Source organism: Rhodococcus sp. NPDC060084 (assembly GCF_042730335.1).
In the GTDB taxonomy this organism is placed as follows: Bacteria; Actinomycetota; Actinomycetes; order Mycobacteriales; family Mycobacteriaceae; genus Rhodococcus.
The window spans coordinates 19,198-41,116 of sequence record NZ_JBHWWX010000040.1 but is presented as its reverse complement, the minus strand read 5'-3'; the positions used below and the strand labels follow the sequence as shown (position 1 = coordinate 41,116).

Annotated in this window: 22 protein-coding genes; 7 read left to right on the top strand and 15 right to left on the bottom strand. The window is 68.0% G+C overall.

Annotation, left to right across the window (positions count from 1 at the left end):
- Positions 1–71: 71 nt before the first annotated feature.
- From ACFWBU_RS17790 to ACFWBU_RS17725, 14 genes are all read right to left on the bottom strand, one after another.
- Positions 72–1,703 (bottom strand): cation acetate symporter, encoded by a 1,632-nt coding sequence (locus tag ACFWBU_RS17790; protein WP_378528872.1) that lies wholly within the window; start codon positions 1,701–1,703, stop codon positions 72–74.
- Positions 1,700–2,062 (bottom strand): DUF485 domain-containing protein, encoded by a 363-nt coding sequence (locus ACFWBU_RS17785; protein WP_169621132.1) that lies wholly within the window; start codon positions 2,060–2,062, stop codon positions 1,700–1,702. Before ACFWBU_RS17785 ends, ACFWBU_RS17790 begins: the two co-directional genes overlap by 4 nt.
- A gap of 125 nt (positions 2,063–2,187) precedes the next feature.
- A complete protein-coding gene (locus ACFWBU_RS17780) occupies positions 2,188–3,960 on the bottom strand; it encodes a cation acetate symporter (RefSeq protein ID WP_296549414.1) in 1,773 nt (590 codons plus the stop codon).
- Between the two features lie 6 nt (positions 3,961–3,966).
- Positions 3,967–4,356: a hypothetical protein gene (locus tag ACFWBU_RS17775; protein WP_378528871.1), complete on the bottom strand. Its 390-nt coding sequence runs from the start codon at positions 4,354–4,356 to the stop codon at positions 3,967–3,969.
- Positions 4,341–5,126 (bottom strand): LytTR family DNA-binding domain-containing protein, encoded by a 786-nt coding sequence (locus ACFWBU_RS17770; protein WP_169621135.1) that lies wholly within the window; start codon positions 5,124–5,126, stop codon positions 4,341–4,343. The genes ACFWBU_RS17775 and ACFWBU_RS17770 overlap by 16 nt, the downstream gene beginning before the upstream one ends.
- Before the next feature lie 31 nt (positions 5,127–5,157).
- The gene (locus ACFWBU_RS17765; RefSeq protein WP_169621136.1) at positions 5,158–6,381 is read right to left on the bottom strand and encodes a sensor histidine kinase; all 1,224 of its coding nucleotides are present in this window, start codon (positions 6,379–6,381) and stop codon (positions 5,158–5,160) included.
- A gap of 90 nt (positions 6,382–6,471) precedes the next feature.
- Positions 6,472–8,127 carry a Na+/H+ antiporter gene (locus tag ACFWBU_RS17760; RefSeq protein WP_378528870.1) on the bottom strand — a complete coding sequence of 552 codons (1,656 nt, stop codon included), beginning with the start codon at positions 8,125–8,127 and terminating at the stop codon, positions 6,472–6,474.
- A gap of 53 nt (positions 8,128–8,180) precedes the next feature.
- Positions 8,181–8,369, bottom strand: a complete 189-nt coding sequence (locus ACFWBU_RS17755) for an antitoxin (RefSeq protein WP_169621138.1) — start codon at positions 8,367–8,369, stop codon at positions 8,181–8,183.
- Positions 8,370–8,456: 87 nt separating this feature from the next.
- Positions 8,457–8,795, bottom strand: coding sequence for an antitoxin (locus tag ACFWBU_RS17750; RefSeq protein ID WP_169651874.1), 339 nt, complete (start codon positions 8,793–8,795; stop codon positions 8,457–8,459).
- A gap of 41 nt (positions 8,796–8,836) precedes the next feature.
- A complete protein-coding gene (locus ACFWBU_RS17745; RefSeq protein ID WP_378528869.1) occupies positions 8,837–11,320 on the bottom strand; it encodes an HAD-IC family P-type ATPase in 2,484 nt (827 codons plus the stop codon).
- A gap of 52 nt (positions 11,321–11,372) precedes the next feature.
- Positions 11,373–12,491 (bottom strand): MBL fold metallo-hydrolase, encoded by a 1,119-nt coding sequence (locus ACFWBU_RS17740; RefSeq protein WP_169621141.1) that lies wholly within the window; start codon positions 12,489–12,491, stop codon positions 11,373–11,375.
- On the bottom strand, positions 12,488–13,219 hold the full coding sequence (locus ACFWBU_RS17735; RefSeq protein ID WP_169621142.1) for an enoyl-CoA hydratase: 732 nt from the start codon (positions 13,217–13,219) through the stop codon (positions 12,488–12,490). Before ACFWBU_RS17735 ends, ACFWBU_RS17740 begins: the two co-directional genes overlap by 4 nt.
- A 32-nt stretch (positions 13,220–13,251) precedes the next feature.
- On the bottom strand, positions 13,252–13,476 hold the full coding sequence (locus tag ACFWBU_RS17730; RefSeq protein WP_169621143.1) for a hypothetical protein: 225 nt from the start codon (positions 13,474–13,476) through the stop codon (positions 13,252–13,254).
- Between the two features lie 10 nt (positions 13,477–13,486).
- Positions 13,487–14,377, bottom strand: coding sequence for an SPFH domain-containing protein (locus tag ACFWBU_RS17725; protein WP_378528868.1), 891 nt, complete (start codon positions 14,375–14,377; stop codon positions 13,487–13,489).
- Positions 14,378–14,511: 134 nt separating this feature from the next.
- Here ACFWBU_RS17725 and ACFWBU_RS17720 point away from each other — a divergent pair, with 134 nt between their 5' ends.
- The 3 genes from ACFWBU_RS17720 to ACFWBU_RS17710 are packed head-to-tail and all read left to right on the top strand — an operon-like array spanning position 14,512 to position 17,388.
- Positions 14,512–15,621, top strand: coding sequence for an NAD(P)-binding domain-containing protein (locus tag ACFWBU_RS17720; protein ID WP_378528874.1), 1,110 nt, complete (start codon positions 14,512–14,514; stop codon positions 15,619–15,621).
- A complete protein-coding gene (locus tag ACFWBU_RS17715) occupies positions 15,618–16,691 on the top strand; it encodes a S1C family serine protease (RefSeq protein ID WP_378528867.1) in 1,074 nt (357 codons plus the stop codon). Before ACFWBU_RS17720 ends, ACFWBU_RS17715 begins: the two co-directional genes overlap by 4 nt.
- Positions 16,692–16,743: 52 nt before the next feature.
- A complete protein-coding gene (locus tag ACFWBU_RS17710) occupies positions 16,744–17,388 on the top strand; it encodes an FMN-dependent NADH-azoreductase (protein ID WP_378528866.1) in 645 nt (214 codons plus the stop codon).
- A 56-nt stretch (positions 17,389–17,444) separates the two neighbouring features.
- On the opposite strand, the gene ACFWBU_RS17705 is transcribed toward ACFWBU_RS17710, so the two are convergent.
- Positions 17,445–18,857 carry a cytochrome P450 gene (locus ACFWBU_RS17705; protein WP_378528865.1) on the bottom strand — a complete coding sequence of 471 codons (1,413 nt, stop codon included), beginning with the start codon at positions 18,855–18,857 and terminating at the stop codon, positions 17,445–17,447.
- Positions 18,858–18,973: 116 nt separating this feature from the next.
- Between ACFWBU_RS17705 and ACFWBU_RS17700 the strand changes: the two genes are divergently transcribed.
- The 4 genes from ACFWBU_RS17700 to ACFWBU_RS17685 all read left to right on the top strand — a co-directional run bounded on the left by ACFWBU_RS17700 (position 18,974) and on the right by ACFWBU_RS17685 (position 21,918).
- Positions 18,974–20,611, top strand: a complete 1,638-nt coding sequence (locus ACFWBU_RS17700) for an ABC-F family ATP-binding cassette domain-containing protein (protein WP_378528864.1) — start codon at positions 18,974–18,976, stop codon at positions 20,609–20,611.
- Entirely contained in the window at positions 20,612–20,986 is a 375-nt protein-coding gene (locus ACFWBU_RS17695; RefSeq protein WP_169621148.1) for an RNA-binding S4 domain-containing protein, read from the top strand.
- Positions 20,987–21,169: 183 nt separating this feature from the next.
- A complete protein-coding gene (locus ACFWBU_RS17690; protein ID WP_169621149.1) occupies positions 21,170–21,550 on the top strand; it encodes a VOC family protein in 381 nt (126 codons plus the stop codon).
- Between the two features lie 92 nt (positions 21,551–21,642).
- Positions 21,643–21,918 (top strand): helix-turn-helix transcriptional regulator, encoded by a 276-nt coding sequence (locus ACFWBU_RS17685; RefSeq protein WP_169621150.1) that lies wholly within the window; start codon positions 21,643–21,645, stop codon positions 21,916–21,918.
- Position 21,919: the final 1 nt, after the last annotated feature.

Genomic DNA, 21,919 nt, shown 5'->3' with positions numbered 1-21,919 from the left:
CGGCTCGTCCTGCTCCTTCATGGCGCGTGCCTCGGCCTTGAGGATGCGGGCCGACTTGCCCGCGCTGCGCGTCAGTTCGGGCACTTCTCCACGCCGACGCCGGTCAGCGAGCGAACTTCCATCTCTGCCTGCTTGTAGGGATCTTCCGGCTTGCCGCGGCCCAGGTACGTGCCGACGATGCCGAGCAGGAAGGCGAGCGGGATGGACACGATGCCGGGGTTCGACAGCGGGAACCAGGAGAAGTCGGCGTCGGGGAACATCGCGGACGGGCTGCCGGACACGGCGGGCGAGAACACGATCAGCACGAGGCAGCTGATCAGACCGCCGTAGATGCTGAACAGCGCACCCGTGGTGTTGAACTTCTTCCAGAACAGCGAGTACAGCAGCGTCGGCAGGTTCGCCGAAGCGGCAACCGCGAAGGCGAGTGCGACCAGGAAGGCGATGTTCTGTCCCATCGCGAGGATGCCGAGAACGATCGAGACCAGGCCGATCACCACAACGGTGATCCGCGAGACGCGCACCTGCTCGTCCTCGGTGGCGTTGCCGCGCTTGATGACACTGGCGTAGATGTCGTGGGCGAACGACGCCGACGCGGTGATGGCCAGCCCCGCGACCACGGCGAGGATCGTGGCGAACGCGACCGCCGAGATCACGGCCAGGAACACCGTGCCGCCGAGTTCGAACGCGAGCAGCGGGGCCGCGGCGTTCTCCTTGCCCGGTGCGTTGAGGATGACGTCCGGACCGACCAGGGCGGCAGCACCGTAACCGAGAACCAGCGTGAACAGGTAGAAGCCACCGATGAGCGCGATGGCCCACGTCACGGAGCGACGAGCTTCCTTCGCGGTGGGCACCGTGTAGAAGCGCATCAGCACGTGCGGCAGGCCGGCGGTACCGAGCACCAGAGCGAGGCCGAGCGAGATGAAGTCGATCCGCGACATGTCGCTGATGCCGTACTTCGCACCCGGGGCCAGGACGTCGCGCTGGGCGACAGCCTCGCTCGCGGAACCCGACACCATCGCCTGTGCGTCGGCGAGGAGCTGAGAGAAGTTGCCCCGCACCGCGACCAGCACGAGCACGAACATCACACCTGCACCGGCGATGAGGAGCACCGCCTTGACCATCTGCACGTAGGTCGTGCCCTTCATGCCGCCGATCAGCACGTACACGATCATGAGCACACCGACGACGGCGACGACGACCGCCTGCCCCGTCTTGCCTTCGATGTCGAGCAGGAGCGCAACCAGACCACCTGCACCGGCCATCTGGGCCAGCAGGTAGAACAGCGACACCGCAAGGGTGGACAGCGCCGCGGCCATGCGCACGGGCCGTTGATTGAGCCGGAAGCTCAGCACGTCGGCCATCGTGAAACGGCCGGTGTTGCGCAGGAGTTCGGCGACGAGCAGCAACGCGACGAGCCACGCGACCAGGAAGCCGATCGAGTAGAGGAAGCCGTCGTAGCCGTACACGGCGATGGCACCCGCGATACCCAGGAAGGACGCTGCCGACAGGTAGTCGCCTGCGATGGCGAACCCGTTCTGCGGGCCGGAGAACTGCCCGCCACCGGTGTAGAAGTCGGACGCCGTCTTCGTGGTCCGGCTGGCACGGATGACCAGGCCCATGGTGACGACGACGAACGCGAGGAAGATCGCGATATTGAGGAGCGGGTTACCGATGTCGGTGGTGCCCTGTGCGAGAACGCTCACTGCTGCGGTCCTTCCAGCTCGGTACGGATCGCAGCGGCACGGCCGTCGAGCTGACGACCGGCGAACTTCACGTACACCCCGGTGATGATGAAGGTGGTCAGGAACTGGGCGAGTCCCAGCAGGAGCCCGATGTTGACGTTGCCGATGACCTTGGTGGCCATGAAGTCGGTCGCGTAGGTCGCGAGCAGAACGTACAAGGCGTACCAGGCCAGGAAGAACGCCGTCACGGGAAACACGAACCGGCGCAGGCGACTGCGCAGCTCCTGGAACTCAGGGCTTTCCTGCATGTCGACGAACTCTTGCGGCGTCGGAACGCGCCGCTGGGGTACGTCGCTCTCGCTGGGAGGTGCTGTGGTCACTGCCGACTCCTTGGTCGTACGTGTGAGGTGTAGTGCTCACACACGTTAATGAGACGGCGATCACACAAATAGAGGGGTGTGCCGACCGCACGCCGAACTGCCGAGCGATGCGACGAACGGTCGGCTCACTGCGACGAACGGCGGTCGTCGAACGCTCCGAGCTCCCGATCCCGGCCCATGCCCAGTCGCTCGGGCACGTGCATCCGCGAGAATGTGCGGCCCACATCGGCCGGAATCCGCGTCCGCGTAGCAAGACTCACGGTGATCATGGTCAGGAATGCGAGCGGCACGCTCGCCGCGGCCGGGTATTCCGACAGCACCGCCGGCCATCCCTCCGCGGTCGCCGGATCGAACCGCACCACGATCGACATCAGGGCGGCACCACCCGCGACGGCGCCGCCCACCACCATGCCCGCGGCAGCACCGATTGCCGTCAACCCGCGCCACCAGATCCCCAGTACGAGCAGCGGACACAGCGTGGAGGCGGCGATCGCGAAGACCTGCCCCACCGACCGCGACAGGTCCAGGGACGTCACCGACAACGCGAGCACGAGCGGCACGACACCCGCGAGCACCGCCGCGAGCCGGAAGTCACGGACCCGCCCGCGCAACACGTCGGTGGACAGCACCCCCGCCACGCTCACCAGCAGGCCCGACGACGTGGACAGGAACGCCGCGATCGCACCCGAGGCCACGAGCGCCGCGACCAGTTGCCCGCCCCACCCGGACAGCACCGACCCGGGCAGCAGCAGTACCGCGGCGTCGGAGCGGCCGGTGATGAGCAGTTGCGGGACGTACAGCCGGGCGAAGACCCCGAGGACGGTGGGGAACAGATAGAACAGCCCGAGGAGCCCGATCACCGCCAGCGAGGTCATGCGGGCGGCACGTCCGTCGGGGTTGGTGTAGAAGCGGACGAGTACGTGCGGCAACCCCATGGTGCCCAGGAACGTCGCGAGCATCAGTGAGTACACCTGGAACAACGGGTGCGCGCCGCCCGCACCGATGCCGGCGCCGGGTGCGGCCCAGGTGTCGTTGTCCGACGGAGCGCCCGCCACCACGGGGACCGGCGACCCCGCCTCGAGCACCAGCTGGGTTCCGGCCCCGAATTCGTGTTCTCCCGGTGCAAGCTCGATCACGCCGGAGACGGGCACACCGTCCACGTCGCCCCGGGCCGTCACCTCCAGCGGGTCGGCGACCTGCACGATGACGTCGACGGTGATGTCGACGGTGGTGGTTTCGGTGACTGTCGGGGGAACAGGACCGTCCACCGCGCGATCATCACCGACGAAATGCAGGATCAGGACGAGGGCGGGAATGGCGACCGCGGTGAGCTTGAGCCAATACTGGAACGCCTGCACGAACGTGATCGACCGCATCCCGCCACCGACCACGTTCGCGACGACGATGATGCCGACGACTGCGACCCCCACCCAGTCCGGGACGCCGAGAAGAATATTCAGCGTGAGTCCCGCGCCCTGGAACTGCGGCACGAGATAGAGCACGCAGATGATCGCGACCACCATCATCGACAGGGTGCGCAGCCATCGTTCGCCGAGACGGAACTCCGCGAAATCCGGCACCGTGTAGGCACCGGATCGCCTCAGCGGTGCCGCGACGAACAACAACAGCCCGAGATACCCGGCGGTGAACCCGACCGGATACCAGAGGGCGTCTGCCCCGAACTTCGCGACCAGCCCGGCGACGCCGAGGAAGGACGCGGCGGACAGGTACTCCCCGGAAATGGCGGCGGCGTTCCACCGCGGCCCGACGCTGCGGGACGCGACGAGGAAATCGGAGGTCGTGCGGGCCATACGGACGCCGTAGACACCGATCGCGACGGTGGCGACAGCCGCCGCGACGAGGCCGACGACGGTCGCGACGGGAATCGACTCGGTCATGGCGCGTCAGTCGTCGGTCAGGTCTGTGAAGTCCTGCTCGTTTCGTTCGGCGAGGCGCACATAGACCCACGCGATCCCGAGCAGGACCGGATAACCGACGATGCCGAGCAGAATCCACGGGAGCCGGACGCCCATCAGCGTCACCTCCGACAGTCGCGGCACGAAGTGCAACAGCACGGGAATTGTCCCGAGCAGGCACACCGTTGCCAGGGCGACCCGGATGGCGAGGCCGAGTTGGGCGCGCACCAGGCCGCGCACCATCGCATCGCCGACCTCGGTCTGTTGCTGCACCTCGACCCGCGTGCGGACGATGCGCGCGCCCCGCCGCTGCGCGAGAACCACACGCTGCCGCGGCGGGGGTGACCCGCCTGCCTGGGTGCTCACCGCGACGTCCACGTCTGCATCGGGCCGCGGATGAGGCGGTCCTTGAGTTCACGGGTGTGGCGACGACTGACCGGCAACTCGACCGGTGGCGCGTCACCGTTCCCCTTCACACACACCACGAGTCCGGAGCCGACGCTGCGAATACCGGTGACCAGGGGCAGCGCGACGAGGAAGGACCGATGCACGCGCAGGAAGCCCGCGTCGGCCCATCGGCTCTCGAGGGTCGAGATCGGGATGCGCACGAGATGCGAACCGGTCGCGGTGTGCAACCGGGCATAGTCACCGTCGGCCTCCACCCACTGCACCGACGACCGGGGAACGAGAGTGGTCACCCCACCCAGTTCGACGGGGATCACTTCGTCGCCCGACTGTGGTTCCGGCGCCCGCCCCGCCCCGGACCGGCGCCGCTCGACGATCCGTTGCACCGCCTGAGCGAGGCGCTCCTCCCGAAGGGGCTTGAGCACATAGTCCACGGCACCGAGGTCGAACGCCGACACCGCGCGGTCGTCGTGTGCGGTCACGAACACCACAGCCGGTGGGGTCGCGAAGTTGCGAAGGATGCCGGCGATCTCCAGACCGTCCAGTCCGGGCATGTTGATGTCGAGGAACACCGCATCGACCCCACCGTCGCGCAACAACCGCAGCGCCGTCGTCGCGTCGCTCGCGGTATGGACCTGGGCGATCTCGTCCTGAGCGCGCAACAGGTACGCAAGCTCGTCGAGAGCGGGCGGTTCGTCGTCGACGGCCAGTACGGTGAGTGTCTTCTCTGCTTTGTCGTTCACGGCGGACCTATCGTGCCACGTCGGGCACCCGTCAAGGCCGGATACCCGCACGGAACTTGGGTACCCGCATGCTCACTTTCGTACCGGCCCCCGGGGCGGTCTCCACCACCAGCCCGTAGTCGTTGCCGAAAGCGGCCCGGAGCCGGTCGTCGACGTTGGCGAGCCCGACGTGCGCGGACTCCTTGACCCCGCTGCCGTGCTCACTCTCGGCGATCGAGTCCAGCGTTCCGGAACGCAGCAGTTCCGGGTCCATTCCCACCCCGTCGTCCTCCACACTGATGACGCAGTCGGTGCCCTCGTCGGCTGCGGTGATCGTGATGGTGCCGGTGCGGGTGGATGTCCCGGCGATACCGTGCCGGACCGCGTTCTCGACGAGTGGCTGCAACGCGAGGAACGGAAGCGTCACGTTGAGAACCTCGGGTGCGACCTGCAACCGCACCTCGAGCGCATTGCCGAAACGGGCTCGCTCGAGCGTGAGATAGCGATCGATGTTCCGCAGTTCGTCGGCGAGCAGCGTGTACTCCCCCGTCGCGCGGAACGAGTAACGCGTGAAATCTGCGAAATCGAGCAGCAGTTCTCGTGCCCGGTCCGGGTCGGTGCGCACGAACGACGCGACGGTGTTGAGCGCGTTGTAGATGAAATGCGGGCTGATCTGCGCGCGTAAGGCCCGCAGCTCGGCCCGGTCGAGCCGGGCCCTGGAAGCGTCGAGTTCGGCCAGTTCGAGCTGGCTGCACGCATACCGCGCCACCTCCGTGATCGCGCCGAGCAATGCGGGACCGGGAGTCGTCGTCGTCACCACGCCCAGCACACCTGCCACTCCCACGCCTTCGATCACGAGGGGCTGGGCGATCAGTGCGCGCGCGGCGAGGTCCCGGGGGCCCGGAGCCAGGTCACGGTGTCCGACCAGTACCCGCCGCTCCTCCGCGACGGCGCGCGCGGCGGCGTCGTGCATGCGGTCCGCGAGGCTCTCGAACGGGCCGTCCCACGCGAGCAGCGTTCCGTCCGCGTCCACGAGGGCGACGGCCTGCGCTTCTGCGAGCAGCATCCGCAGGTGCACGGCCGCTTCCGTCGCGGACGAGGCGTCGAGCCCCCGTCGCAGGGGACGCGCGGCGAGGGACGCCGTGTGCAGCGTGGAATGCACCGCCCGTTCGGCGGGGGTGGTGACGACCCGGCGGGTCCGCGCCCACACCACGGCCAGTACGGCGACGACCAGAATCGTGACGGCCGCGAACGCGAGGAGAACGGTTCCGGTCACGTTTCGGCGATCCTCGGCGCTACGGCCACGGGGTCTGGCGGTTCGATCATGGTCATACGCTACGACGAGCACCGGTGACGGGCAGGTCGATCACGGCGGGGGTGTCCCGTTTCCCGTTCTGCCGCGATGTTCGACCCGTTCCTCCGCGGCGGCTTCCTCGATGTCCAGACTCTCGAGTTCGGCCCGCAGACTCTCGTCGTCCAGCGTGCCGTCGTCTCGTGCCGCGATGAGCGCGGTGCGCTGGGCGCGGAGCACGGCGCGTCGAAACTCGTCGAACAGTGCGCCGGCGTCGACACCGGCCTCGGTGTCGTCCTCGGACTCGACCTGTCGCGCGTCGACGCGGGCCTTGACGGATCGTCGCACGCGTTCGAGGATCCGGCGCACCGCGTCCGGGTCGAACCCGCCCGGCGGATCCTTCTCCAAGCTTGCGATCTCTTCTTTCGCCGCGTTCGCCGTGATGGTGCGGGCCAGTTCGCGTTGCTCGGTGGCGCGAAGGCGTTCGTACGGATCGACGACGTCGAGCCGCCGGATCAGCATCGGCATGGTGGCGCCCTGAATGAGCAGCGTGCCCACCGCCACGACCAGCGCGGCCAGGTGGATGAGCTCCCGTCCCGGGAACGGCTCCCCCGAGCCGAGGACCGCCGGCACACCGCCGGCTGCGGCAAGGGTGACGACGCCGCGCATCCCCGCCCACGACACCACGATGTGCTCGCGGTACGTCAGCGGGTCGCGGCCGAGGCGGGTGAACCCGGCCGTGCGCACCGCCCGGCGGCGACCCCAGTTCAGAAAGCCCCAGATCGGGCGGACGAGTATGACCACCGCCAGCACCGCAACGGAATAGAGCAACACCGGCACCACGTCGAGGCCGGTGTCGGCCACTTCGTCCAGGACGAATTTCAGTTGCAGGCCCATGTAAGCGAAGACGAACATTTCGAGCAGGATGTCGACGCTCTCCCACACGAAGCGTTCCTGTAACCGCGTGGTGACCGCGGTGTCGGTGGCCCGGTGCCCGATGTACAGGCCCGCCGCGACCACTGCGAGCACCCCGGACGCGTGGATCTCCTCGGCGACGAGATAAGCCGCGAACGGAAGGACCAGCCCGAGAGCAGTTTCCAGCGGCGAGTCGAACATGCGGCCGCGGACCCAGTGCACCACTGCCGCGAGGACCAGACCCACCGCGACGCCGCCGACGACTCCGTATGCGAAGAACAGCACCGGTGAATCGGCGAACACCGGGGTCCCCGCAACCATGGCGATCGCCACCGCGAACAGCGTCAGTGCGGTCGCATCGTTGACGAGTCCTTCACCGGTGAGGATGGAGATGACGCGTTTGGGCAGTCCGAGTTTCTGCCCCACCGCGACCGCGCTGACCGCGTCGGTGGGCGCAACCACCGCCCCCAGGACCAGCGCGGCACCGAACGTGAGGTCCGGAACCAGCCAGTTCGCGAAGAATGCCACCGCGAACGCCGTCGCCAGCACCGTGACGATCCCGAGTCTGAGGATCGGTGCGAGATAACGCCGGAACGTGGGAACGGAGAACTTCAGCGCCGCCGAGTACAGCAACGGGGGCAGCACGACCCCGAGCAGTACGTCCGGTTCCAGCTCGAGCCGCGGCAGGCCGGGCAGGAACGACGCGATCGCGCCGATGATGACGAGAACCAGTGGGCCCTGCAGGTTTCCCCTGTTCGCCAGTCCTGTGACGGCGATGGCCGCGATGACGACGAGCAGAATCATGGTCCCGTTCACGGGACCGATTCTCCCCCTATGCCGCCCGTGGGGCACACCCTCCGGTCACGTCGTCACTTGGTGCCGAGGGCCTTCTTCACTGCACTCTGCGCGGAATCGACCTGCCCGGCGAACTTGCCGCCGGTCTTGCTGTCCGCGACGTCACCGACCTTGTCGATGGCGCTGTTCACCTTGTCGGGATTCTCGGCCGCGAACTGCTTGCCCTTGTCCACGATGCCCTTGACGCTGTCCATGAATCCCATGCGGGAACCCCTTTGTTCGATGATCGAGCGAACAAAGCGTGACACAGCGAGAGCCGGGGTGATGAACCGGTCACCGCCCCGGCCGGGTCAGGGTGCGGTGCCCGGCGGGGTAGCCGGGCCCGGACCGCCCCCCGGGCGAGGATCGGGCTGTGGACCGGCGGGCGGTGACCCGGGCCGCGGATCCGATGCCGAAGCGTCTGTGGCGGGGTTTTCGGCAGCCGGGTTTCCGGCAGCGGGGTTTTCGCTGCCGAGGTGCTTGCGCGCCGCGTCCTGCGCCTTGCCGATGTGCTGCGAGTATTTTCCGCGGGTCTTGGAGTCGGCGATGTGGCCTGCCTTCTCGATGTACCCGTCGACCTTGTCGGAGTTCTGTGCGGCGTAACCCTTGCCCTTGCCGAGCAGTCCCTTGACGGTGTCCATGAGTCCCATGGCGTGTCCTTCCGTTGGAACTACGACCAGCGTCCCACAGGTCAGGGTGCTCCGGGCAGGTCCTCCCGAGATGCGAACAGACGCCGGCGCTCACCGTGGATGCGACCCGTTACCCACCAGCAGGCCTCGACGAGAAGCACACCGATCGCACCGCAGGTGAGCGCGATGGTGGAGTACGCGACGTTCGACGGGTCGAGCGCGAAGAACTCCCGGCAGAACGGCACCGAGAACAGCACGACGTAGCCGAGCACGGCTCCCGCGATCAGTGCGATCTTCCACCATTGGTACGGCCGTGCCACCACGGCCAGCACCCACAGGGCGATCATGATCAGGGTGATGAGCGCGGACGTCCCGGCCTGCACCTTCTGTGCCTCGGTCTGGTCCGGTCCCGCGTAGACGAGGAGGTAGCAGACGAAGGTCGCGACACCGACGATCACGCCCGACGGGATGGCCAGGCGCATCACCCGCGACACGAAACCCGGTCGTGCCCGCTCGTTGTTGGGAGCGAGCGACAGCAGGAACGCCGGGATACCGATGGTGAACCACGCGGCGATCGTCACGTGCCGCGGCAGGAACGGGTACGGCAGCGGATCGAAGTCGAAGATCGGGGCCAGCACCCCCGACGCACCGATGAAGAATGCGAGCAGCACCGAGTACACCGTTTTGGTGAGGAACAGATTCGAGACGCGTTCGATGTTGCCGATGACGCGGCGGCCCTCACCGACGACGTAGGGCAACGTCGCGAACTTGTTGTCGAGCAAGACGATCTGCGCGACGGACCGCGCTGCGGGGCTGCCCGAGCCCATGGCGACTCCGATGTCCGCGTCCTTGAGCGCGAGGACGTCGTTGACCCCGTCTCCGGTCATCGCGACGGTGTGGCCGCGCGACTGCAGCGCACCGACCATGGCGCGTTTCTGGTCGGGACGTACGCGCCCGAAGGTCGTCGATGCTTCGGCGATGTCGGCGAGTTGCTCGCGATCGTCGGGCAGTGTGCGCGCGTCGATCGGGCTGTCGCCGTGCGGCAGGCCGAGTGACGACGCGACCGCTCCCACAGACACGGCGTTGTCGCCGGAGATGACCTTGACGTCGACGTGCTGTTCCGCGAAGTACTCGAGCGTGGCCTTCGCATCGGTCCGCACCCGCTGCTCGAGCACGACCAGGGCGACGGGCGCGACGGTTCCGGGTGCGAGTGCGTCGTCGACGGGCCGGTCGCTGCGGGCCAGCAGCAGCACGCGCAGCCCCTGAGCTCCGAGTTCTTCCGCGCGCCGCGCCGTCGGTGTTCCCGAATCGAGGAGCACGTCGCACGCGCCGAGCAGCCAGTTGCCGTGTGCCCCGTACGACTGGCCGCTCCACTTCTTCGCCGAGGAGAACGGTGCGATCGCCGTGGGCTTGCCCCAATCGGGGCCGTCGGGAAACGCCTCGGCGATCGCGAGCACGCTCGCGTTCGGGCGGGGGTCGTCGCAGGCCAGGGCAGCCAGCGCGGTCCGGGCAGCGTCGAGGTCGGTTCCGCCGGGGCTCTCGACGAGTTCGACGTCGGCGAGCCGCATGCCGTTCTCGGTGAGAGTTCCGGTCTTGTCCGCACACACGATGTCGACCCGTGCCAGTCCCTCGATCGCGGGAAGCTCCTGCACGAGGCACTGGCGGCGGCCCAGCCGGACGACGCCGACCGCGAACGCGATGGAGGTCATGAGGACCAGGCCTTCGGGCACCATCGGCACCAGCGCCGCGACCATGCCGCTCAGCGAGGGTCCGAGGGCTTCACCGCTCGAGAACAGCTGGTTGAAGATGATGAGCAGGCCCGCGGGAATCATCAGGTAGGTGATGAGCTTGAGGATCTTGTTGATGCCCGCGTTCAGCTCCGAGTGGACCAGCGTGAACTTGCTGGCCTCCTCCGCGAGCCGCGCCGCGTACGCGTCCCGTCCGACCTTCGTCGCCCGGTAGGCGCCGGTCCCCGAGGACACGAAGCTGCCCGACATCACCGATGTCCCCGGGTCCTTGTGCACGGCGTCGGATTCACCGGTGAGCAAGGACTCGTCGAGTTCGAGCCCGGCCGACTCCACGACGGTGCCGTCGACGACGAGCTGATCGCCGGGACCGAGTTCGATGATGTCGTCGAGCACGACCTCGCGCGGGGGCAGCTCGCCGCTGCTGCCGTTGCGGCGCACTACCGGCCTGGTCTGGCTGACGATCGCGAGTTTGTCCAGGGTCCGCTTGGCGCGGACTTCCTGGATGATGCCGATGGAACTGTTCGCCACGATGAGCAGGCCGAACATGCCGTCGACGATCGAGCCGGTCGCGAGCACGATCAGCAGCAGGACGCCCAGAATCGCGTTGATCCGGGTGAAGACGTTGGCACGGACGATGTCCTTGACCGAACGGGACGCGCGGTCGGGGACGTCATTGGTCTGCCCGCGGGCGACTCGTTCGGCGACCTGTTCGGTGGCCAGCCCGTGCTCGAGATATGCGGGGTCGTCGGTGAGCGTGTCACTCGTCTCGACTACCGCGGTGGGCTCTTCTCCTGCCATAACCAATGAGCGTATTCCACCGGGCGGCGCCCCTGTTCCCCCGGAGGCTGCGTCAGCCGAGTGGGATCCACCACGGGTCGCGCGCGACGGGGCGGAGAGCGTCGATCCGCTGGCCGGGCATCGGCACGGCAGTCGCGACGCCCACCTCCTGCGCAGCCGGGAGCAGGCGCGCGATCGGCTCGGACCACGAGTGCAGGGCGAGGTTGAACGTCCCCCAGTGCACGGGGACGAGCAGGCTGTCGCGACGCTCGGTGCCGCCGAGGTCGAGGTGCGTGCGCACGGCTTCTTCGGGGTCCATGTGGACGTCGGGCCAGCGCCGGTCGTACGCGCCGACGGGCAGCAATGTCAGGTCGAACGGCCCGTACTTGTCGCCGAGGTCCGCGAAGCGCCGCGTGTAACCGGTGTCGCCGCCGAAGAACGCGCGGCGGGTCGGACCGGCGATCACCCAGGACGACCACAGAGTGATGTCGCGCTGCAGACCGCGGCCGGAGAAGTGCCGGGCCTCGGTGCACGTGATGCGCAGACCGTCGATCTCGACGTGCTGATCCCAGTCGAGTTCGACGATCCGGTTCTCGGCGACCTTCCACCGTCGCAGGTGGGCACCGATCCCCAGGGGCACGACGAACCGGGCCTCGGGCTGCAGGGCGGCGAGGGCTTCGACCGTGACCCGATCGAGGTGGTCGTAGTGGTCGTGCGAGATGACGATCGCGTCGGCGGCGGGCAGCGCCTGCAGTTCGACGGGCACGGGATGCATCCGCTTCGGGCCGACGGTCGGCGACGGGGAGACCCGGTCGCTCCACACCGGATCGCAGAGCACCCGGTAGCCGTCGATCTCGAGGAGGGCACTGGAATGCCCGAACCAGGTGACGGCGAGTTCGGCGGCGTCGACCGGCGCGAGCGACGGTGCGAGGGGCACGTCGCTGCGCGGGGTTCCACGGGAACCGCGGGTGAGCATGTCCTTCAGGAGTCCGCCGCTGTCGTCGGGATCGAGCACGGACGCGGGATCGGTGTTGTGGAACCGCCCGTTGCGATAGTGCGGCGATCCTGCGGCGTAAGGCCGGATGTCGGAGACGGAAGCCCCGATCGAACTCGGCAGGCCCCGTGCAGCACGAGCGAACCAGAGCGCACCTGCGCCGGCGAGCGCGGACGACGCGGCCTGCCGGGCCCTCATCGGCCGCGGAAGATCGGGTCGCGGCCGCCCGCGCGGGCCAGCCTGGCTTCCTGGGCGTCCTCGCTGAGCCACGCAGCAGCCAGTGCTGCCGTCTGCTCGGGTGTGCTGTCGTCGCGGGTGCCGTCGTCGTTGAGGAACAGCTTCTGTGCTTGCAGCGACAGCGGCGCGAGCTTCGCGATCTCCTGCGCCCACGCCTGCGCGGCGGCGAGGTCGCCGATCCTGTTGGCGAGGCCGCGAGCCAGCGCCTCTTCGGCGTCGATGGGTTCGGCGGCGAGCAGGACGGTCCGGGCCGGACCACCGCCGACGAGTGACGCCAGCCGACGCACCGTCCATCGGTCCACCGAGATCCCGAGACGCGCTGCGGGCACCGCGAACCTCGCGCCCGGGGCCACCACTCGCAGGTCCGAGGCCAGCGCGAGCTGGGTGCCCGCTCCGATGGCGGGTCCGTTGATCGCCGCGATCACGGGAACCGGTGCGCTTTCGATCGTCTGCAGCATGTCGCCGAGGTTGTCGAGGAACCCGGCGGCATAGACGTCGCCGGACAGGTCGGCGCCGGCGCAGAAGCTCGTTCCGCGGCCCGTGATCACGACAACCCGGGCATCGTCGCCGACTGCCTGTTCGACCGCATCGCGGATCTCGATGCACAACTGCGAATTGAGCGCGTTCCGGCGTTCTTCGCGCTGCAATTCCAGCGTGACGACGTCACCGTCGCGGTTGATCCCGATCATGTATCTGGCACCCTTCCGTCACTGCCCAACGATCATTCCATTGTGTCGCCCGTACCGCGCGACTCCTGAGCGCGGGGTCGTCCGGGACCACGCATCCTGCCCGCGTCGCGCGGTGCCCGCCCGGCCTCGGCCAGCGCGCGGCGCAGGAGGAATTCGATCTGGGCGTTGGTGCTGCGCAACTCGTCGGCGGCCCAGCGCGCGAGCGCGTCGTGGACCGCCGGGTCGAGCCGCAACAAGACCTTCTTGCGTTCGGGCATGCCGAATTCCCTACTGGTACAGCGATCCCGTGTTGAGAACGGGCTGGGCACTCTGATCGCCACACAGTACGACGAGCAGGTTGGAGACCATCGCGGCCTTGCGGTCCTCGTCGAGCATGACGGTGTGCTCGGCCTCGAGGCGCTCGAGGGCGGTACCGACCATGGAGACGGCGCCGTGCACGATCTGTTCCCGGGCGGCGATCACGGCGCCGGCCTGCTGACGGCGCAGCATCGCTTGCGCGATCTCCGGGGCGTAGGCGAGTTGGTTGATGCGGGTCTCGATCACGCGCACGCCGGCCGACCGGACGCGAGCATGCACCTCGGACGACAGCTTCGTGGTGATCTCGTCGGCGTTCTGCCGCAGCGACATCGCCTCGGGCGCACCGTCGTACGGGTAACTCCCGGCGATGTGACGCACCGCGGCCTCGGTCTGGACGGCGACGAACTCCTCGAAGTCGTCCACGTCGAAGACCGCCCGCGCGGTGTCCTCGACCTGCCACACGATCACCGCCGAGATGTCGATGGGGTTGCCGTCCGCATCGTTGACCTTCGCCCTGGCCGTCTCGTGGTTGCGGATGCGCGTGGAGATCTTGCGACGGGAGTTGAGCGGATTCATCCACCGCAGGCCCGGTTCGCGGAGAGTGCCTGCGTACGAGCCCCCGAGCAATTGGAGCACGCGGGCTTCGTTGGGCTCGACGAGAATCAGGCCGGCGAGCGCGACGAGAGCGATGACCGCGACGACGGATCCCACCACGATCAGCGGAACGTTGATCTCGACCGCGGCCCACACGATCAGTGCGGACGCCAGTGCGGCGGCGACGAGTGCGGCGGCAAGTACGGGCCAGCCGTTGGACGAGCGTCCCGGGCGTTCCGACGAGGTGGTGGACTCTGCTGTTCCCATGGGGATCCTTCCGGGCACGAATGCGATGTCAAAGTGATATCACATTTTTGGATCATCGCCGGTGCCGGGTTCACAGGGCACGCCTCCCGATGTCACGGCATGATGGAGGGCAACCATCTGCGGAGAGGCCGGTGATGACGTCCGGAGGCAACACGGAGAACACGACGCCCGTCGACGTCGTCGTGATCGGTGCCGGGCAGGCGGGCCTGTCGGCCGCGTATTACCTGCGGCGGTTCGGGCTCGAACCCGAAACGGGGTTCGTGGTGTTCGACCGGTCGTTCGGCCCCGGCGGCGCGTGGCAGCACCGGTGGCCTTCCCTCACGTTGAACACCGTCAACGGCCTGCACGACCTGCCCGGGTCCGCGTTCTCCGACGCGGTCGACACCGGCTCCGGTGAAGTGCCCGCGTCGTCGGCGGTGCCCGCGTACTACGGCGCCTACGAGAAGGAGTTCGACCTTCCCGTACACCGCCCCGTTCAGGTCACGGTGGTGTGCAACCGCGGTGAACGCCTGCGGGTGGAGACCGATACCGGCGTGTACTCCGCACGGGGACTCATCAACGCGACCGGCACCTGGGAACACCCGTTCGTCCCGTGGTATCCGGGTGCGGCGCGGTTCCGGGGGCAGCAACTCCACACGAAGGACTACCGCGACGCCGAGCAGTTCCGTGGACGGCACGTGCTGGTCGTGGGCGGGGGAATCTCCGCGGTGCAGTTGCTCGACGAGATCTCGTTCGTCACCGCCACCACGTGGGTGACTCGACGCGAACCCGCCTGGCGCGACGAGGAATTCACGCCGGAATTCGGACGGACGGTGATCGCGGCCGTGGAGGACCGGGTGCGCCACGGATTGCCTCCCGGTTCGGTCGTCTCCGTGACCGGGCTTCCCGTCACACCCATGATCCGGGCGGCACGCGAACGCGGAGTACTCGACCGGTTGCCGATGTTCGCCGAGATCACCGAGACCGGTGTCCGCTGGCCCGACGGAACAACCCTCGATGTCGACGTAATCCTGTGGTGCACCGGTTTTCGAAGCTCACTCGACCACCTGGCGCCGCTCGGCCTGCGCAATCCCGGCGGGGGAATCACGATGACGGGCCGGCTCGCGACGCAGGTCGCCGCCGACCCCCGAATCCACCTCGTCGGCTACGGCCCGTCCGCGTCCACCATCGGCGCCAACCGCGCCGGGCGGGCTGCGGCACGTGAACTCGTCGACCATCTGACCACCGGAGCTGCGGCGTTGTGAAACGGCGCGGGGGGTCGGTCCTGGTGGTCGCGTTCGCAGCCGCGACCAGCCTTCTCGCCTCCGCGCCCGAAGCCGTCGAGATCGCGCTCCCTCCCCCGCCGCCACCGATCCCGGCGCCGCCGCCCACGCCACTGGCGCCCGACGAACTCGCCGCCCGTACCGTGCCGGTCGTCGTGACCATCGACGCGAGCCGCGGATGGACGGGAACGTCCGGAACGGGAATCGTTCTCACACCCGACGGCACGGTGCTGACCAATCATCACGTGGTCAGCGGAGCGACCGACATCACCGCGGTGAGCGCGGCGACGGGACTGATCTACGACGTCGACGTCATCGGGTACGACAGTGCACGCGACATCGCCGTACTCCAGCTCGGCACCGCGAACGGCCTTCCCGCGGCACCGGTCGCCGACGCTCTGCCACCGGCAGGAACTCCCGTCACCGCATTCGGGAACGCGGACGGCGGCGGCGTCGTGGTCGCAGCGGCGGGCACCGTCATCGCGGCCGATCGCAGCGTGATGGTCCGCGACTCCACCGAGGGCTCCCGCAAGCGACTCACCGGAATGCTGCAGACCGACACCCCGATCCGCCCCGGAGACTCGGGCGGTCCGCTCGTCGACCATTACGGCGCGGTGGTCGGAGTCAACACCGCCGGCGCGATCGAACGTGAGCAGCAAGAACCGTCCGAGTCCGCACCGGAGGCGTATGCCGTCCCGATCGCGGAGGCTCTCGCCGTCGTCGAACAGGTCCGGACCGGGGTCGGCACCGACACCGTGCACGTCGGCCCCACACCACGACTCGGTCTCGGCGTCTCCACGGCCCGGGCAGACGGCTCCGACCGCGGGGCCGAAGTGCTGTGGGTGTCGTTCGATACCCCCGCGTATCGCGCCGGTCTCGAAGCCGGCGACGTGGTGGTCTCCTTCGGAGGCGACACGGTGTCGTCGACGACCGACCTCGAGCAACGGCTACGAACCCGGAAACCGGGTGACACCGTCCGGATCGAATGGCTCGACGGGGACGGCCGTTCTCGTACAGCCGACGTGGTTCTCGAAGACGGCCCCGCCCGCTGATCCGCAGAACGCCGTAACGTGGGGCGACACCGCACCGGAACCGGGAGGGCACATGCCTCGACTTCTGCACCTCGATTCGTCCGCCGACCTCGACGCCTCGGTCTCACGCGAGCTGACACGGCTGTTCGTCGATACCTGGCGCGCAACCGGTTCCGGCCACACGGTGATCGAGCGGGACCTGCACCGATCGCCGCTCCCCCACCTCCCGGACGCCGCGCTGCACTACGCGGCACGGCTGCGCACCGGTACGGAGCGGCCCGACCCGGCGGCCGAGGGCCTGCAAGCCGAATTGATCGCCGAGGTGACAGGCGCGGACGCGGTGGTGATCGGTGCGCCGATGTACAACTGGTCGATGCCGTCCTCGCTCAAAGCCTGGCTCGACTACATCCACGTACTCGGCACCACAGTGCCGTTCGATACGCCGGACGCACCCCTGGTGGGCAAGCCGGTGGTGATCGTGTCGAGCCGAGGAAACACGTACGCTCCCGGAAGCCCCGGCGAGGGAACCGATTTCGTCATACCTCCCCTCGTGCAGGTCCTCGGCACCTCGCTCGGCATGTCGGTATCGGTGGTGACGGCGGAACTCACACTCGCCGATCGCCTGACACCGCTGGCCCCGTTCGCCGACCTCGCCGCGGAAAGCTTGGCCGCAGCTCGGGACGCCGTGCGAAATCTCGCGACGAGCCTGGCCCGGTGAGGACGAGCAGAACGCGCGGCCCGCACCGATGAGGTTCCTCGCAATGAAATGGCACGTCAAGGCTTCGAGAGCTTGACCTTCAACCCCCGCGGCTTCAGCGTGACGGCCTCGTGAACATCGAGTTCGTAACCGGGCTCGGGAACGAAATCGTACCGGCGGATCAGCGACGCGAGTGTGAGCACAGCTTCGTGGAGCGCGAACTGCCGGCCGATGCACGCGCGGATCCCGGTGCCCCACGGCTTGAAGATGTGCGCCGGCCGTCGCCGCACCGCGTCGGGTGCGAACCGGTCCGGGTCGAACCGCTCCGGGTCGTCGCCCCACAGTGGATCGCGGTGCAACTGCGGCAGCAGCACGAACACCCACGATCCCGGAGGAAGGGTGCGGCCACCGAGAGTCGTCTCGCCTCGCACCTTGCGGAAGTAGCCCGGCGCTGCCGGCCACAGCCGCAACGTTTCGTCCACCACCCGCCGCACGTATCGCAGCTTCGCGACCTGCTCGTAACCGATCTGCCCGTCGGCTCCGACCACCTCGGCGATCTCGGCGCGTGCCTTCGCCACCACCTCGGGGTGCCGGCTCAGGAAGTGAACCGCGAAGCCCAGGGTGGCGGCGGTCGTCTCGTTGCCCGCGACCAGGAATGTCAGGACCTGGTTACGGATCGATTCACGATCCAGTTGCTCACCGGTGTCCGGGTCGGCAGTGTGCATCATCAGCTCGAGCAGATCGGCCTGCGTGTCCTGCGAGCGCATCCGTTCGTCGACGATGCGATCGACCGTGTCCTGCATCAATGCGATGTCGCGGGCGTGTTGCTCACGGGCCGCCCGACCGAACACGGCGCGCAGGATCGGGATGTCGTTCGAGGAGCGGTTGATGTACTCGAGGGCGCGACTCATCGCCTCGACGAACGGATCGGGCTCGGCGCGGCCGAAGGAATCGAAGTCATAGCCGAACCCGCATCGCCCGATGACATCGAAGGTCAGCGACGTCATGCTCTGCGGCACGTCGACGTACTCGCCGCTGTCTGCTGCGACGTCCCAGCTGTGCAGCAGTCGGTCGATCACCGCGAGCATCGAGTCGTGGTAGCCGCGCATCGCGGCCTGGCTGAACCCCGGCCCGAGGATGTTGTGGGCCTTGCGCCAGTTCGGCTCGGAATTGAACGCCGTGAACAACCCGTCTCCGGCGATGACGCGGAGCTTACGCAGCGGCTCTCCGAGGAACTTTGCCCATTTCTCCTCGTCGTTGACCTCGCGCACCAGGTCCGCCCCCGACACCACGATCAGTCGGTGCCGGAAGATCTTCCGTTCGAAGATCCCGCCGAGTTCCTGTGCCACCCGCATCTCGCGCTGCACAGGCTTGGCCACGTCGATGCTGAGCAGATCCCCCAGAATCGGCAGCCTCCACCGAGGTTGAGGGATCGTCCGCGAATCGGTGCCGGTCGCAGGGCTGCTCGTCGAAAGCTGCGGTGACGCCATTCCAGAGAGTGTGCACCACTCACCATGGTGGTGTGTGCACGCTCGGCCGTGACCACATCCGGGCCGGTACAGACCCGTGGCGGAAGACGGAATCGTCGCAGCGGGATACTCGACACGTGAGCGCAACACTACGTATCAGCGGCCTGTCCACCTCGAGAGGCGAACGCACGCTGTTCGAAGGCCTCGACCTCACCGTCGCACCGGGTGACGTGATCGGGCTGGTGGGCGCGAACGGCGCCGGCAAATCGACGCTGCTCACGACACTGGCCGGGCTGGGGAACGCGGACGTCACCGGATCGATCGTGCTCAGTCCGCCCGACGCGACCGTCGGATACCTCGCCCAGGAACCCGAGCGCGTCCCCGGTGAGACGATCCTGGATTTCCTCGGCCGTCGCACGGGCGTGACGGACGCCGAGAACATCATGAACGCGGCTGCCGAGGCGCTCGGCGAGTCGGATGTCGACGATTACACCCCGGCACTCGAGCGGTGGCTCGCGCTCGGCGGTGCCGATCTCGCAGAGCGCGCCGAGAAGGTCGTGTCGGATCTGGGGCTCGGGGTCGGGCTCGACGCGCCGATGACCGGACTGTCCGGCGGGCAGGCGGCGCGCGTCGGACTCGCGGCGCTGCTTCTGTCGCGCTACGACGTGCTGCTTCTCGACGAACCCACCAACGATCTCGACCACGCGGGGCTGGAGCAACTCGAGCGTTTCGTCGCGGAGACCCGCACCGCGCTGGTGGTGGTGAGCCACGACCGCGAATTCCTCGCGCGGACCGTGACGGGCATCGTCGAACTCGATCCCGTCCAGCAGCAGATCTCGGTGTACGACGGCGGGTACGAGGCGTACCTCGTCGAGCGCGAGGTGGCACGGCGGCACGCCCGCGAAGAGTACGAGGAATTCGCCGACACCAAGTCGCAACTCGAGGACCGCGCGCAGATGCAGCGCAACTGGCTCGAACACGGAACACGAAATGCTCGTCGGAAGTCGAAGGACAACGACAAGATCGGGAAGAAATTCCGCGCGGAGGCCACCGAGAAGCAGGCCGCCAAAGCGCGTCAGACGCAGCGGCGCATCGAACGCCTCGATGTGGTCGAGGAACCCCGCAAGGAATGGGAACTGCGGATGGAGATCGCGGCGGCACCGCGCAGCGGCACGGTGGTCGCGACGCTCGACGACGCTGTCGTCCGGCGTGGTGACTTCACCTTCGGCCCGGTGACCACCCAGGTGCAGTGGGGTGACCGAATCATCGTCACGGGCCCGAACGGGGCAGGGAAAACCACGCTGCTGCGATTGCTGCTCGGCACCCTTACCCCGGATTCCGGGCGCGCGAGCCTCGGTTCCGGAGTCCAGGTCGGCGAAATCGATCAGGCGCGCGGCCTGTTCGAAGGCGACGAGCCTCTGGTCGACGCGTTCGGCCGGCAGGTCCCGAAGTGGCCGGACGCCGACGTACGTACCCTGCTCGCCAAGTTCGGACTCAAGGGGCACCATGTCCTACGGCCTGCGGCGTCGTTGTCTCCGGGCGAGCGGACACGAGCGGGATTGGCACTGCTGCAGGCGCGCGGTGTGAACCTGCTCGTGCTCGACGAGCCCACCAACCACCTCGATCTCCCGGCGATCGAGCAACTCGAGCAGGCGGTCGAGAGCTTCGACGGCACTCTCCTGCTGGTGACACACGACCGCAGAATGCTGGAGACGACGCGAAGCACGCGGCGGTGGCGACTCGAAGAAGGACGGCTGAGCGAGGAGTTGCTGTAGATGAGCGGAAGCGTTCGGGTGGACAGCTGGACGTGGTCGGTGCGGCTGTTCAAGACCCGTTCGGCGGCGGCATCGGCGTGCCGCGCCGGGCACGTGAAGGTCGACGGCGTGACAGCAAAGCCGTCGACACCGGTGACGATCGGCACCGAGGTCCGCGTGCGGGCGCACGGGGTCGAAAAGATCGTCGAGGTAACGCAATTGGTCAACAAGAGGGTGGGCGCGCCGATCGCCGCCACCGCCTACATCGATCACAGCCCACCGCCGCCGCCGAAGGAGATTCTCGCGGCGATCCCGATCCGCGATCGCGGCGCGGGTCGGCCCACGAAGAAAGATCGGCGCGAACTCGACCGGATCCGCGGTTTCCAGGACGACTGACGGGTCGTCTCCGGACACGGACGCCGTGGGCTTCGTGCCGGTCGTGTGACAGTCGCCGCATCCGCGGAAACCTGGCCCGCGTCGCGCTCGGCTCGCTATTATCACGGGCAATTCGGCTGCCGGGAGCTGGCGAATCTCGGGGTGGCCTCCCCGACAGTCCCCGAGGGGAGGCGGGTTTCATCCATGGCGTGTCGTATCAGTGAGCTGGTGCTCAGCTGCAGAGAACCCGAGGTGCTCGCCCAGTTCTGGTGTGAGGTCCTGGACTTCGTCGTGCTCGATCGTGAGGACGACGGGACGCTCGAGATCGGGCCACGCGAAGGGTTCGGCGGCGCGCAGCCGACCATCATCCTGAGTCGCAGAGATGAGCCCGAGCCGGGAAAGTCGCGCTTGCACATCGATGTCAACGCGATCGATCGTGATCAGGACGCGGAACTCGAGCGCCTGTTGAGCCTGGGCGCACGTCGGGCCGACATCGGACAGACGGGCGACGAGTCGTGGCACGTGCTGGCCGATCCCGAGGGCAACGAGTTCTGCCTCCTGAAGACTCGCCTCGAGCCCCTCTGATGCACGTGCTGACGCCACGACCGCCGGGGCCGTGGCGGGAGGGCGAGTTCCCGGCATTGACAAATCGTTGGGTTTTTACAACACTTTGTTCCATGAGTCCGGTACGCCGTGGGGAAACGCTCCCCATCTTCAACCGCATCCGCGTTCTCCGTGCGGAACGCGGTATGAGCCGAGCCCAACTTGCCGAGCTCATCGACGTGAACCCCCAAACGGTGGGCGCACTCGAGCGCGGAGACCACTATCCGAGCCTGGATCTTGCTTTCCGGATCTGCGACGTCTTCGACCTCCCGGTCGAAGCGGTCTTCTCGCGCACCGAGTTCACCCCCTTGTCGACCGAGCTCTACAGACCCCACACCAAGGAGGCCTGAC

Bases quoted from the DNA above. Each gene is read 5' to 3' on its own strand.
- ACFWBU_RS17705 (WP_378528865.1), bottom strand. From the start codon at position 18,857: ATGGCGTCACCGCAGCTTTCGACGAGCAGCCCTGCGACCGGCACCGAT.
- ACFWBU_RS17750 (WP_169651874.1), bottom strand. From the start codon at position 8,795: ATGGGACTCATGGACACCGTCAAGGGACTGCTCGGCAAGGGCAAGGGT.
- ACFWBU_RS17740 (WP_169621141.1), bottom strand. From the start codon at position 12,491: ATGAGGGCCCGGCAGGCCGCGTCGTCCGCGCTCGCCGGCGCAGGTGCG.
- ACFWBU_RS17710 (WP_378528866.1), top strand. From the start codon at position 16,744: ATGCCTCGACTTCTGCACCTCGATTCGTCCGCCGACCTCGACGCCTCG.
- ACFWBU_RS17735 (WP_169621142.1), bottom strand. From the start codon at position 13,219: ATGATCGGGATCAACCGCGACGGTGACGTCGTCACGCTGGAATTGCAG.
- ACFWBU_RS17745 (WP_378528869.1), bottom strand. From the start codon at position 11,320: ATGGCAGGAGAAGAGCCCACCGCGGTAGTCGAGACGAGTGACACGCTC.
- ACFWBU_RS17685 (WP_169621150.1), top strand. From the start codon at position 21,643: ATGAGTCCGGTACGCCGTGGGGAAACGCTCCCCATCTTCAACCGCATC.
- ACFWBU_RS17690 (WP_169621149.1), top strand. From the start codon at position 21,170: ATGGCGTGTCGTATCAGTGAGCTGGTGCTCAGCTGCAGAGAACCCGAG.
- ACFWBU_RS17755 (WP_169621138.1), bottom strand. From the start codon at position 8,369: ATGGGATTCATGGACAGCGTCAAGGGCATCGTGGACAAGGGCAAGCAG.
- ACFWBU_RS17730 (WP_169621143.1), bottom strand. From the start codon at position 13,476: ATGCCCGAACGCAAGAAGGTCTTGTTGCGGCTCGACCCGGCGGTCCAC.
- ACFWBU_RS17725 (WP_378528868.1), bottom strand. From the start codon at position 14,377: ATGGGAACAGCAGAGTCCACCACCTCGTCGGAACGCCCGGGACGCTCG.
- ACFWBU_RS17780 (WP_296549414.1), bottom strand. From the start codon at position 3,960: ATGACCGAGTCGATTCCCGTCGCGACCGTCGTCGGCCTCGTCGCGGCG.
- ACFWBU_RS17720 (WP_378528874.1), top strand. From the start codon at position 14,512: ATGACGTCCGGAGGCAACACGGAGAACACGACGCCCGTCGACGTCGTC.
- ACFWBU_RS17695 (WP_169621148.1), top strand. From the start codon at position 20,612: ATGAGCGGAAGCGTTCGGGTGGACAGCTGGACGTGGTCGGTGCGGCTG.